Origin of the sequence: Variovorax gracilis (assembly GCF_030317115.1) — a bacterium.
Taxonomy (GTDB): domain Bacteria; phylum Pseudomonadota; class Gammaproteobacteria; order Burkholderiales; family Burkholderiaceae_C; genus Variovorax; species Variovorax gracilis.
Genome location: NZ_JASZYF010000042.1, coordinates 24,405 through 36,876, shown reverse-complemented (window position 1 = coordinate 36,876; position 12,472 = coordinate 24,405). Strand labels below are relative to the sequence as shown.

At 62.7% G+C, this 12,472-nt stretch carries 10 protein-coding genes and 2 pseudogenes; 3 read left to right on the top strand and 9 right to left on the bottom strand.

Annotated elements, in window-relative coordinates:
* Positions 1-141: pseudogene (locus QTH97_RS33695) on the bottom strand (PA4780 family RIO1-like protein kinase); the annotation flags it as partial.
* Positions 142-487: 346 nt separating this feature from the next.
* Between QTH97_RS33695 and QTH97_RS33690 the strand changes: the two are divergent.
* Positions 488-1,519 (top strand): aldo/keto reductase, encoded by a 1,032-nt coding sequence (locus tag QTH97_RS33690; RefSeq protein WP_286572941.1) that lies wholly within the window; start codon positions 488-490, stop codon positions 1,517-1,519.
* Positions 1,520-1,760: 241 nt separating this feature from the next.
* On the opposite strand, the pseudogene QTH97_RS33685 reads toward QTH97_RS33690, so the two are convergent.
* Positions 1,761-3,132 (bottom strand): annotated as a pseudogene (locus tag QTH97_RS33685) (ISNCY family transposase).
* A 923-nt stretch (positions 3,133-4,055) separates the two neighbouring features.
* On the opposite strand from QTH97_RS33685, the gene QTH97_RS33680 reads away from it, so the two are divergent.
* Positions 4,056-5,141 (top strand): site-specific integrase, encoded by a 1,086-nt coding sequence (locus tag QTH97_RS33680; protein WP_286572940.1) that lies wholly within the window; start codon positions 4,056-4,058, stop codon positions 5,139-5,141.
* Between the two features lie 139 nt (positions 5,142-5,280).
* Positions 5,281-5,535 carry a hypothetical protein gene (locus tag QTH97_RS33675; RefSeq protein ID WP_286572939.1) on the top strand — a complete coding sequence of 85 codons (255 nt, stop codon included), beginning with the start codon at positions 5,281-5,283 and terminating at the stop codon, positions 5,533-5,535.
* Positions 5,536-5,710: 175 nt separating this feature from the next.
* Here QTH97_RS33675 and QTH97_RS33670 read toward each other — a convergent pair whose 3' ends face one another.
* The 7 genes from QTH97_RS33670 to QTH97_RS33640 all read right to left on the bottom strand — a co-directional run bounded on the left by QTH97_RS33670 (position 5,711) and on the right by QTH97_RS33640 (position 12,470).
* Positions 5,711-5,956: a hypothetical protein gene (locus tag QTH97_RS33670; protein WP_286572938.1), complete on the bottom strand. Its 246-nt coding sequence runs from the start codon at positions 5,954-5,956 to the stop codon at positions 5,711-5,713.
* Positions 5,957-6,345: 389 nt separating this feature from the next.
* The gene (locus QTH97_RS33665) at positions 6,346-6,840 is read right to left on the bottom strand and encodes an H-NS family nucleoid-associated regulatory protein (RefSeq protein WP_286572937.1); all 495 of its coding nucleotides are present in this window, start codon (positions 6,838-6,840) and stop codon (positions 6,346-6,348) included.
* Positions 6,841-7,329: 489 nt separating this feature from the next.
* Positions 7,330-7,503: a hypothetical protein gene (locus QTH97_RS33660; RefSeq protein WP_286572936.1), complete on the bottom strand. Its 174-nt coding sequence runs from the start codon at positions 7,501-7,503 to the stop codon at positions 7,330-7,332.
* A gap of 187 nt (positions 7,504-7,690) precedes the next feature.
* A complete protein-coding gene (locus QTH97_RS33655) occupies positions 7,691-7,945 on the bottom strand; it encodes a hypothetical protein (protein WP_286572935.1) in 255 nt (84 codons plus the stop codon).
* A gap of 309 nt (positions 7,946-8,254) precedes the next feature.
* Positions 8,255-9,703, bottom strand: a complete 1,449-nt coding sequence (locus QTH97_RS33650) for a hypothetical protein (RefSeq protein WP_286572934.1) — start codon at positions 9,701-9,703, stop codon at positions 8,255-8,257.
* 590 nt (positions 9,704-10,293) lie between these two features.
* On the bottom strand, positions 10,294-11,112 hold the full coding sequence (locus QTH97_RS33645; protein WP_286572933.1) for a DUF7281 domain-containing protein: 819 nt from the start codon (positions 11,110-11,112) through the stop codon (positions 10,294-10,296).
* Positions 11,109-12,470, bottom strand: coding sequence for a hypothetical protein (locus QTH97_RS33640; RefSeq protein WP_286572932.1), 1,362 nt, complete (start codon positions 12,468-12,470; stop codon positions 11,109-11,111). Before QTH97_RS33640 ends, QTH97_RS33645 begins: the two co-directional genes overlap by 4 nt.
* Between the last annotated feature and the right edge of the window lie 2 nt (positions 12,471-12,472).

Genomic DNA, 12,472 nt, shown 5'->3' with positions numbered 1-12,472 from the left:
CTTGTAGATCTTGGCGCAGCGCGTCTCGTCCCCGCAGCGCACCACGTAGACCATCGCTTCCTTGCCGCTCATGAGCTGGCGAACCACGCTGTCGATCAGTCCTTCGTCGATCAGTGCCTGTAGTCGAGGGGGTGCTTTCATGGCGCATTCTGCCTGTCTGCCAGGTCGCTTCGCGAAGGAGGGCCGATGCTAACTGCAGCGGCAAGCGCAAGAAGATGCAGATCGTCTGGAAGAAGGACATTCCAGCCGACGCGCTCGGGCGCTGGCCAGAATCGAAGCTGCTCTTCAAGTGTGACCAGCTGCTCTAGGGGATTGCGCCAGGGGAGGGCAGTAGCGCTCGATGCTACAGGTGGACGATTTAGCGTCGTTATAGCGCCCATTCGGGTCCAGGGGCGGTGTTCCTTGGTCGCCAGACGCCCCCACGCAGATGGAGCGCGCGCTATGCTTTGCGCGGGATTTTCACTCGCAATCCAACGAGGAGAAATGCATGAAGTCGCACCCATTCACGACCCGCAATGGGACGGAACTCGTCTTCTCGGCCCTCGGCTTGGGTACGGCACCCATGGGCGATCTGTACGAACTGCTCGAAGAAAAGACCTGCATCGTCACCATCGAACAGGCCTACGCCAGCGGGGTGCGCGTGTTCGACACCTCGCCGCATTACGGCAACGGGCTGGCCGAGGCGCGGGTGGGTGCAGGCCTGCGCCACCTGCCACGCAAGGATGTGATCGTATCGACCAAGATCGGCCGAGTCATGGACGTCTTTGCCAAGCCGCCGCCGAAGAACCCCGATGTTTTCTCGCCGGGCTTTGCTGGCGGCCACCCGCATGCGCCGCGCTTTGACTATTCCTACGACGGCACGATGCGCTCGGTCGAACAGTCCTTGCTGCGCACCGGGCTGGACCGCCTGGACATCCTGTTGATCCACGACTGCGACGTGTGGACGCACGGCCCGGTCGATGCGCCCGTGCGCTTCAAGGAGGCGATGGAGGGCGCCTACAAGGCACTCGACAGGCTGCGCAGCGAGAAGACCGTGGCGGCCATCGGATTCGGCATCAACGAATCCGACGTTTCGGTGAAGTTCGCGAAGGCCGGCGACTTCGACGTGGCGATACTGGCTGGCCGTTACTCGCTGCTGATCCAGAACGGGTTGGACGAATTCTTGCCGCTGGCACTCGAAAAGAACATCGGCGTCATGCTGGCCGGTGTATTCAATTCCGGCATCCTCGCAACCGGCGCCGTGCCCGGGGCCAAGTTTGACTACGGGCCTGCGCCCGAAGACATCATGGAGCGCGTGCGCAAGATCGAAGCGATCTGCGCCGCGCATGCCACGCCGCTGCGCCGCGCCGCGTTGCAATTTGCGATGGCGCATCCTGCGGTCGTGACCGTGCTGCTGGGCGGTGTGACGCCACAGGAGGTGCTCGCCAACTCCGCCGATGCCGATCATGCCGTGCCGACGGCACTGTGGCGCGCCCTCCAGTCCGCCGGCCTGTTGAATCCGGCCGCGCCGGTCGGCTGAGCGCTGGGAGCTGCCGTTGCGGTCCGATAGGCATTTGACCAGGGGTGGGGCAATGGTAGCGAATCTCCATCCCGCAGCAGCCTCAGACACCGTGCGACATTACTACTCGGGGCCTACATCGGATGTCAAGGCCAAGTTCAGATGTCGCATTGCCGGCAAAGTTGAAATGTCGGGTCTCTTCTTCTGGTTTGACTCTGTCACGAACGCAGTGACCGCCTTGCCTTTGCACTACACGGACCTGTCAGCCGAAGGCCGACTCGGTTGATTTGCACGCTTTACGTAGGGCCCGCTCGAATTCTTTGGCGTCGAATTGGCGGGAACTCGTCGTTTCCGGCACTGCCTTCTTCGGCCTTGGAAGCTGGCCTTGATTCGTTCGTGATGGCGCGCAACGCCGATCATCTCGTCGCGCCTGCACGGCCTGCGCGGCGCGCAGTGCCGGGCCCAAACGCTTGTTCTCCACCACGGCGGCGATGTCGACCTGCGGCAGCTTGTCGTAGCGCACGTAGGGCAGGGCGGATTTCCCGGCGCGTACCTCGATGCGGCCATCGGGATACTCGTACACGTCAATGTATCGATGGATCAGCCGTCGATTTCCTGCCGTGTCCGCAAGCATGTAGATCTCGCGCGCGTAATTCAACGTGAGCGACAGTGACACCTTGCGCTGCTCTCGCCAGGTGAAGATCTGGCCCAGGTCTTCGTCCGCGCGCAGCGGCCGATGTGCGTCGAAGTCGCGCCGCGGAGGCTTCCCGAACCGACCGTTGAAGTCGGCCGCAAAGTGCGGCACATAGGCATTGGCCGCCTCGCGTGTGCTGATGCCGCGCAGCCTCAGTTCCTTGACCAGCCGATCCTGCAGCGTCAGGTTGGCGCGTTCAACTCGGCCCTTGTGCCTGGCTGGTATTGGCACACATGATGTCGATGTTCAGCTCGTACAAGACGCGAGCGAACTGCGTGACCCCGCGCTCGCTGAACTCTGCCTTGGTCACTGGCCGGAAGATGCTCGCCTTGTCGCTGTAGAACGCCACCGGCTTGCCATGTTGCTCCAGGTAGGAGCGTGTGGCCTCGAAGTAGGCAAAGGACGATTCCGTCGGCACGAAGTGCAGTTGCATCAGCCGGCTGGTGGCGTCGTCGATGAACACCAGCAACGTACACGCTGGACCTCGGTCTTCGAACCAGGCGTGGTCGCTGCCGTCGATCTGGATCAACTCGCCCAGGCAGTCACGCCGGTTGCGCGGCTGGTGGATCTTGGGCGCGCGCTGCCTGCGCGGCGTCCACACACCTGCAGACACCATCAAAGCCCGCACGGTTTCCTTGCTGAGGACGACACCATGACATTCCTGCAGCTTCTCGGCTGCAAGCGTCGGACCAAAGTCGGCGTACCGCTCACGGATGATGGTGATGGCGCGCTCGGCAGTGCCAGGGGCCAGCTGGTTATTGCTGGGGCGTCCGCGCCTGCGAGAGATCAGCCCGGATGGCCCCTCGTCCAAGAAGCGAATCACAAGCCGCTCGAGCTGACGTCGACTCATGCCAAGCCGCTGCGCGGCCTGGCCGACCCGAAGCATCCGGTCGACCACTGCTTGGACTGTCTTGAGTCGATCGGCCTCGCGCATGGTCATTGTGATCGTCGCTGCAGCAGTCGCCATGGCCATGCCTCGGAACTCGGGGCGACCGAATATGCGACATCTGAACTTTGCTGGATCGCGACATTACAGCTTTGCTCCTACATCGGAAGACAATACAATTTATCTTATGTAAAATTAGTGGTCCAAACCACTGCATAGAGTGCAAAACCAGGAAACGGACTTCTCAACAGTGACTCGCGCGGACCATTAACCGACTACCAATTGACCCTCAAACTGGCGACCATCGATCCAAAAACTTGCGACTGCCGCGCGAGCAATAACCATAGACGGGATACTCGCGCACGCTCGATCAGCAGGTTGATTCGCGCGCGAAGAGCGACTTTTTGGTCACGGACCCACGCGCACCCACCTCGGGCTCCGGCCAATGCGCCGGCCCTCGCGCGTTGAGCCCCGCGCGGACAACGAGAAAGTAGTGGCGGTCTGGTGACGCTATCGCCCGATTCGCCTACCACTTTGCCGTGGCGAACAACGCGGGCTCAGACAGGCGGGGTCGACGTGCGGTGTTTGAGGATGACCAGCTTCAGATCGGACCTCGAAGTCAACCCGTCTCCGGCTCGAGATCCGCGTGTATCGTCGTCGGGCTGCCAAAACGTCGTCGCACCTCGCGCTCATGAGCGTGAGCAGGCCCTCGCGCGTCGACGTGGCCCCTTAGGGCGAGCAAACGAAGTTGATGCGCCCGCTGCAGCAGGTCCTCGTCACAAAGCGCGCCAGGCTCGGTCATCATGCTCGTCATTCTGCCCGCCCTTCGCCGCGCGGCTGCGCGCAACGCCGGCCGCCCCCGGCGACTAACCAAATCCGCGGCTGATTCCCGACAAAACATTAGGCACGATAATAGAACGTTATCGTTTCTATCGATGTTTTATTGTTTTGCGACAATTGTTTAGAATGCAATCTTCATGTTGGATCACCTTCCTCCCGCGCCCGCGCTGATGCGCCTGCCCTTGCTGGAGCCGACCCAGTTGTCGCATCTCACGAAGCTCGCGGCGCAGGAACTGCTTCAGGAAGGCGAATCGGCCAACACCTTGGCCTCCTATCGGTCTGCGTTGCGCTATTGGTCAGCCTGGTATGCGGCGCGCTACGGCCAGACGCTGCGCCTGCCCGTGCCGGCGCCCGTGGTCGTTCAGTTCATCGTGGACCATGTTGAGCGCACCTCGCGCTCGGGACTCGTGACCCAACTCCCTGCGGCAGTCGATCAGGCGCTGGTGACCGGCGGTTTCAAGGGAAAGCTGGGCGCGCCGACCCTCAGCACGCTGGCGCATCGCATCTCCGTGCTGTCGAAGACCCACCAGGTCGCGAAACAACCCAATCCTTGCGCGGATGCCTTGGTGAGGGAGCTTCTGGCCAAGACCCGACGCGCCTATGCGAAGCGCGGTGCCGAGCGGCCTCACAAGCAGCGGGCCCTGACCAAGGAACCGTTCCAGGCAGTCCTGGACACCTGTGACGAGAGCCTGCGCGGCCAGCGCGACCGCGCCCTCCTCCTTTTTGCCTGGTCCACGGGCGGGCGTCGCCGATCGGAAGTGGCCCAAGCGTGCGTGGAAAACCTGCGGCGGGTGCAGGACGGGCAATATATTTATTCGATGGGGCACTCCAAGACCAACCAGAGCGGCGTGGCACGTCCGGAGGACAACAAGCCGCTGGTCGGCAAGGCAGCGCAAGCGATGCAGTCCTGGCTCGCAGCGAGCCAGATCCATTCAGGTGCCCTCTTCCGCCGTATTCGCAAAGGTGATCAGGTTGGCGAGCCGCTCAGTGCCTCTGCTGTGCGCAAGATCGTCAAGGAACGCTGTGTGCTCGCCGGCATGGAGGGCGAGTTTTCGGCCCACTCGCTGCGCTCGGGTTTCGTGACCGAGGCCGGCCGGCGCAACATGTCGCTGCCTGACACCATGGCGTTGACGGGCCACCGCAGCGTCACGACCGTGTTGGGTTACTTCCGCGCCGAAGGATCGCTCAGTTCGCCGTTGGCACGCCTGATGGAAGACGAGTAATGCCGGCTGCGCGATCGCGCTGCGATCGGATTGAATGGCGCTTCTCAGACCCGCCTGGGTGAACAACCATTCGCGACGCAACCCGGCGAGGCCCTGATGCGACCACGGTCCGCGTATTGGCATCATTGGAAGGATGCAAATGGAGACCTCGCTGACCATCAACGACATGCTGACGCCGGAACTGAGCTTGGCGGCCCAACGCGTCGGCAAGACGCTGGCCAAGCTCAGTGAGGCGGAGTTGCTTGCCGTGTTGGGCATAGAGCTTCAGCGCCGCGGCCTCCAGCAACTCGGCGTTCTGCCCAAGCCCCGTGTGAGGAGCCCAAGGCGGGCCAAGGTGGAGCGCGAGCAATTGCTGTTGCTGCTCCCTGTGCACGACGATATGGGCGACCGCTAGGTGGCCCCACCGGCGCGAAGGCAATCGATCTGCCCTCCTCTCGCACCATGGAGTCCACGAGAGGCCCGTGGGAGGAGGTGTCATCGGTCGCATTGTTGCGGGCTGGCCAAGCTTGCACTCCCGCCGGGCCCCTGCCGACCCATCCGGCCGAGCGCTCGCGCGGCGGCGCGCTTGCCTACGCAGCGCACGCAAGTTCCGGAAAGGCGAACTGCTCGAGCTTGGCAAGCAAGCTGCGCAGTTGATCCGTCACGCTGCCATGTAGCGCCCGGAATCGGGGATCGGGCGCACCGTTGTCGAGGGACGTCGTCTCGATCAGGCAATCGATCACCTGGTCGAGGTGAACTCGAGCGTCGAGTTCGACTTCACCTTGGAGCAACGGTCTGACAAGCGTTTCACGCAATGCATCGCCGTGCACCAGCATGGCTTGAACCGACACGACCAACTCGCCTCTGGCGTCTGTGTTGATGTCTCCGTGCCCGACGAACGTGACTCGTTCCTGGCCTGTCCCGTCGCTCGAGCGCAGCGCTTGACCTTCTCGCGGCGCGAGAGCGAACTGGGGGAGTCGCCACCCCGAAGGAGTCGCCACCCCGAAGGCGTGATCGCCGTCGGAGTGAAGGTGTCAGAGTTGGTGGCGGTGGCAGTTGCGGCGTCGTTGAGGGCGGCGTTGACGGTTTCCAGCATCGAGGGCTATTTCCTAAAATTCGAAGACCTTGATGTTCCTGAAAAAAAGAAAAAGCTCCAAAAAAAAGTTGTCGCACCCGAGCTACTCGAGCTTTGGAGAAAAGTCCGTGGCGTGGTACTTGCGCGCGATCAGCCTCTCAGGTCCTCGAGAGTCTTGCCCCGTGCGATCGCCTCCTTCATCCAACGAGGCTGGGGTCCACGGCCAGTCCACGAGTTTCCGGCTTCGTCGCGGTAGAGCAGCGTCGAGGGTCGACGCTTCTTCTGTTTCGCCGATGGTTGTGCCGCCGCTGCATCGACCGCGCCGATTCGAAATTCCTCCAAGGACCGCCCGGCATCGAAAGCGTCTCGCAGCCACTGTGGACGCTTGCCCATCCCGCCCCAGGCATTGCCATTGCCGTCGCTGTACTTCGCGGCGCGAGGCCTCTTTTCACTTGTCCTCCCAATCGGCGCCCGGGTCTGCGGGTTGGTACCAGCGAAACCAAGCTGCTGCGCAGTCAGGCCGTAGTGGACGATCGCCTCCCTGATGCGCGAGACAACGCCCGACACCTCCTTCTCGCGAAGCGCATCTGCGGTTTTCTGTAGCTGTGCGATCTGCTTTTGAATCTGGGCGTAGGTCTGTGTCAAGGAATTCCTGTGAGTTAGATTCGAGAGGAATAGCTTAATACCGTCCCCTACATTGGGGTCAGGTACCAAGGGATGAGCCAGGGGATGGGAAGGACAACAAGCATTTGTTCCGTCCGATGGCCTTGCCCACCCGATTCCGCGAACGGAAGGCCATCCGCGATTCCTAGAGAAATGACGACGGTGTCTTCGTTATGGACATCGCGTCGCGAGGCTACCCTGGAGTAGGTTCGTCAAGCTTCGCGGACCATTGTCCACAGGTCTGTCTACGGGCGCCGTGGATGAGCGAAAGACATCTCGTCTGCGAGTGCGCAAGATCAATTCGTGAAATAGTTCCGTCCGAGCGAACTTTGGCGGACTTGCGAATGGCCATGACGTGCGTAGTCTAGGAGCATGGATTCTCCCTGGGTAGGCATCAAGGACCAACCCCTTCCGGCCCGCCTCGTGCGGGCCTGCTTTTGACCCATTGAACGCTTGTCTCTATTTGGCCGGTCAAAGCGCTGCGCGGGGACGACGGGTACTTCCGCTATAGCACTTCGGCGGTCGATCCTTTCCTTCAGGGGTCCCGATCTCGCCGAACAACACCTCGATCTTTTTGTTGTCATCGAAGTGCATGTGGAAGCGGACCCCGACGCGGTACAGGCCGAGGATGTCGTCGACCGGCATGCACCACACGACGCGCCCGCGGTGGTCCATAACGCCGAGTTCGGCGATTTGGCCCCGTTCAAATGAGTCTGTCACACCAGTGTCCGCGAACCTTCCCCACTGCGCACCATGTAGTTGGCCAGCTTTCCCATGTCAAAGCCCACGCCCACGTCGATCGCCACTTGGCGAAGCTCCATCAAAACAGGCGTTAGCTCGAAAGGATCGTTGACTGTCGAAGGGTTGGCCCGACCTGAGCACGCGCGATCAACTCAGAGTACCAGCGACTCACGATCTGCTCCTCCTCAACCGAAAGTGGATGGAGAATCTCCACTTCCGTCACGGTGTAAGCCTCATTGGATCCTGCGATGAACTCACCGGCAGGCATCTGGTGCCCGTAGAAAACCGGATAGCGCGGCGAAGGGTGCGCCAGAGCGCGTTGTACGAACGCTTCGTATGCCTGCATCCTCGCCGCACTCCACGATCCTTCGAAGTTGCTCGTGAACCAACACCTCAGCGCCAAATCCGGACTTGTTCACGGAGACAGGAACGTAGCCCTGCCGCTTGTAGTCGTCAATGTGCGAGTACATGGTCATGGTGTCTGGCCTAGGCGCTCGTGAAGGTGAAAATTAAACCTTTCGAATAGCCAGCTGGCGAGGCACTGCATCGTCGTTGCCCCCCCTGAAGTCTCCGTAGCTTCCAATTCCATGCAATTCAACATGGCAATATGGCAACGTGGCGATACGGACGAATGGGATCACGCGACGCCGCCAACCTAGGCGCCTGGTGCCGCTGGGCTCGCTGAAGCGCTCGGCGGCGCGGCAGGCCCGGGTGGAAAGTGATGAATTGGCCAGCCGACGACAGCCCGGTTGCTGAACTTTCCTTCGTAGCCGATTTGCAGGAAAGCGAGCTTGTAGGCGAGCGTGCTCACCCTATACACGCCGTCGTAAAGTTTTTGGAGTTGCGCGGGGTCGATCTCGAACGAGCCATGCGCCGTGCTGTCGCGAAGCTTCTTCCAAGTCGCGCGGTCGGCATCGTCGATCAGCCCCGCCGCGACCAGAGCCTGCAGCTTGTCCACGGCGCGCGTCGACTTCATCGACCCGATCGCGGAAATGCCGCGTTCGATGAGTTTCGGCGAAACGCCGACGACGGACCTGGCTTGCGCAATCAGCATGTCCACCTGCACCGACATGTCCGCCTCGGGCTTGCCCAGCGAGCTGAAATGATCGTCGCCAAGAATGCTCTCCACGGTGACGGCGAGCAAGAGCGCGACCGTGTCAACGAAAACGCCTTCGAGGGCAAAGATTCCGGAAATCTTCGCCGAAAGCGGAGCGTAGTCCTCGCCCTGCGCGTTATTACGGGAGTATTCGAAATAGCGCTCGAAGAGCCGATGGAATTCGGCCTCGTGGCCGTGGACGAACAGCGGAGGCTGAATCAGGTCGCCCTTGTTGGATGGCCGAATTCGGGCGAGCTCCACGACGCGCTTCTGGCCCAGAATTGTCTCCCTCATCACGGGCGTGGCGATCGTGGCTGTGACGAAGCGCGTGCCCTCCAGCAATCTATCGTCGAAGCCGGGGTCCAAGGCGACGGAGTCCTCGTTCTCCGCGAAGAGCTCGTAGAACCGGGGGCCGGGCCGATCGCGCCGATGGTCGAACGTCACGGCCAAACCGGAAACCATCCCCACCGACGCCTTGCTCGACGCCTTCGCGGGTCGCTTGGCCGCTTTCAGCGACTTTGGCGGAATCGACGGTCGATCCGGGAAGCTCAGCTCCTCCATGAAGACCATCGCGGTCGCTCCCGGTTCCGGCTTCTCCAGCGTCGTTTCGAGTCGCAGAAGCGCGCACTCCACGGTGAGCACCGTCGCGGCCGGAGTCTCCTCCACAACGCATGCCTGGGCGACGGCATGCTTCCAAACGTTGCCTGCGGTGTCAGTCGCTTCCAAAGCAAAGTAGTTGTGGTCGGGGACGATCTGCCCCAAGGTCAGAGACTGGCTCTCCTTGAAGAACGCCAGGGGATCGTAGGGATTCGAAGCGTCTCTGGGAACGACGAGGCGTGTCGTGGCGCCACGCGCGGGCGTCACTGCCAGAGCCCCCGGAGCCGAATAGCCGGCAGGCGAACCCGGACCGTTGCGAGTCAATTTGATCGCGACGCAATCCACGAAGAACTCGCCCGAAACGAAGGCTGCCTTGAAGGTCTCGTCAGCCAGGCTGAGGTTGTGTTTCATGAGGTATCCCTGCTTAATTTATTGTCGCCGCGCGGCCGCGCAGGGTTGGGGGCTGTGCGTTGACAGGGCGCGCGAGAGGCGTCCGCATCAGCGCTGAAAAGGCGGCGGCGTGGCGCTTTTGCTGCTCTCGGTAGTGCGCGGTTCACATCCAGAAGGCAGAAGAGTAACGAGAAGGATAACCGCTCGTACTGTCGAAATCGGGCGCGGAGTTCTGCACCAACTGGTTGAATCCGCAGCCGATTGCGACTTGCTGGACAGCGGCGCTGCCGGCTTCTCTCAGTTCCTCGCGGGGACCGAAGGGCAAAGGCCTCTGATGGCAAGAAGCGCCGCGAGGAAGCCGAGGACAAGGACCACCGCCACTCAAACGAACGGGGATGCAAAGGCCGCAATCATGCTGAAAGGAAATCCCACCAGTTCCGCAACTACAGTGCTTGAGGTCGGGGCTGGATGCAAGCGGCCATGGCAACGCCTGGACGTAACGGGAAAAAGTGCGCTGGAGCTCCAAACTCGCAGAGTACTGACGCCGTGCGCTTCGTGGCATATCGGGCAGGCTTCCATCGCGGTCGGTCGGACGATTCGTTGCTTGTTGCTCAGCTGAGAGGATGGTCGTGAGGAACCTCGGGAAATGCTTCCTGATTGAGCCCTCGGGTCAGGCGCCGCATCCGCGCCCATGCCCCAGCAACATCTTGATCAGTGCATGCATCCAAACCAGCACGACAGCCCGCAGCTTGAGCCGCGTATAGGTCGTGGCGCTTGCGTTCGACCACCAGCGGCTCCAGGACCTCCCAAGGAGGCAGGCATAACGCCTCGCGCCGCGGAAGACCGGCAGCCATGAGAAGCCCTTGGGGGTCGAAGTCGAAGAGCCCGAGCACCGGCCTCGTGTCCGCCGCCACCAGCCGGCTGGCCGAATCGATCCTGAACCAGGTGGGCGCGCCCCGGAACAGCACCAGCGTGCGGCGCCCCTTGAGGAAGGGCTGCAGCCAGTCGTAGAGATGAATGCGCTTCAGGGGTTCTAGGTTCTCGCACACGACCATGACCTGATAGGGCAATGCCAGCGCGTCCTCCCACTCCATGGCCAGGAAGCTCCCCTTCGGAGTCGCAATGCCCGGCACACGCATGACCACCACCGCAACCAGCCCCTCGGACACCGGCGCGGCGGAGTACTTCTCGGACGCCGCGTCGTGGGCATCGGAGCGTCGCCGGCCTGCCGCCGGTGCGTTGACAGAATAGCCGGCGTTGCGCAGCTTCGTCTCGGCCCTGATGAAGTCGGCTTCCTCGTAGTAGACCGCGAGACCGCGCACACGCCCCACATCCTCGGCGTCCGCCATCTCCTTCGCGATCGTCGAGCTCAGGCGCAGTGAGCGATTGGCCACCAGGCCGCGCAGGAACGAATACTGGCGAGGGGTCATGGCGTTGCCGCTGCCGCCACCGTGGAGGGTTGTGCCTGAGGTGTGGCGTCACGCAGGTGGCGACCCAGGGTGCGCTTGAAGAGCGTGATCGCGTCGGGCGTCGGCGCCACCAGAGCGTCGCTGAAGGTGTGACTGAACCGCTCGCCCCGCGAGGCAGGATCTGCGACCAACACCACCCGAAACTTGTAGGGGCGCAGCGCCGACGCGGCGAACGCAAGCCACAGGGAGGGGCCCATCTGGCGAGCATTCGCATCGTCGGCGCGCCAGTCCATGACGGATAGCGGCGTCGCCCCTTCCGACTTGGCATGGGTTATCGCGGCGGCCGCCAGGCGCGCCAGGACCTGCATCGTCGGCTTGGCTGGTGCGCTTCGCGGCTCCCTGGGCTCCGCGCGCTTGATACGGGGCGCCTTCTCCACCGGCCCGGGAGCGACGACGGGCGGCGGCAGCGAGCGCACCTCATCGTGCATCAGGTCCTTCATACTGCGGTCGTCGTCCTGCGGATCCATGTGGATGCGCACCGGCGACAAGGGCGCGCCAATGAAGGGTTTCGACAACAGGAACGGCGGGAGCTCCTCGGAGAGGTGCGGCTCCTCGATCCCGCGCCAAGCGGGGTTCTGGCGCAGCAGCATGGCCGTGCGCGCGAGCAGCACGTTCTTGCGCTCGATCTCGCGCATGCTGAACAGTTCGCGGCGGATCTGGCTCTGGTACTGCGAAACCGTCTGCGTCCAGCGCGGCAGCTGCGCCTGCAGCGTGTTGCGCAGCATGGCGGCCAGCGACTGCAGCCCCCGCTCGCGCGCGTCTGCCTCCACCTTCTCGACCGCGCGGCTCAAGCGCGTGAGGTCGTTGCCCATGAGCTCGCTCTGGCGCTGGTAGTAGCGGTTCTGGCTGCTCTTTGCGGCCAGGGAGTTCACGTTGCCAAAGCGTGTGCTCAGCAGCAGCCCCAACAGTCGGAGGTTGCGCTCGACCAGGTCGGAGATGTCGAACGCATCCTGCTCGATCTGCCCCATCGCCTCCTCGGCTTGCTTGAAGTCGCCGGCTGCGCGCAGTTCGTCCAGCTCCCTCCAGACCATCGGGATCTGCTCGACCAACTGACCGATGCCCGTGAGGCTCTGGTATGCCGGGTGGATCTGCAGGACGTCGTTGGCGAAGTCGCGCAGGCGGCTGTGAAGGCGGTAGCCGCGCTCGCCGGCGGGGCGAAGCACGTTGAACTCGCGCAAGGCGCGAATGGCCGGGTCCGCTGCGGCCGCCTCCCCATCCACTCCCACGAGCTCGCGCAGCGCAACCTCCACGACGTCGACGTGGCGGCTGAGGGCCGCGAAGACCGGCTTGAGCGGTGAGCTTCGATCGGAAGAACTCATCG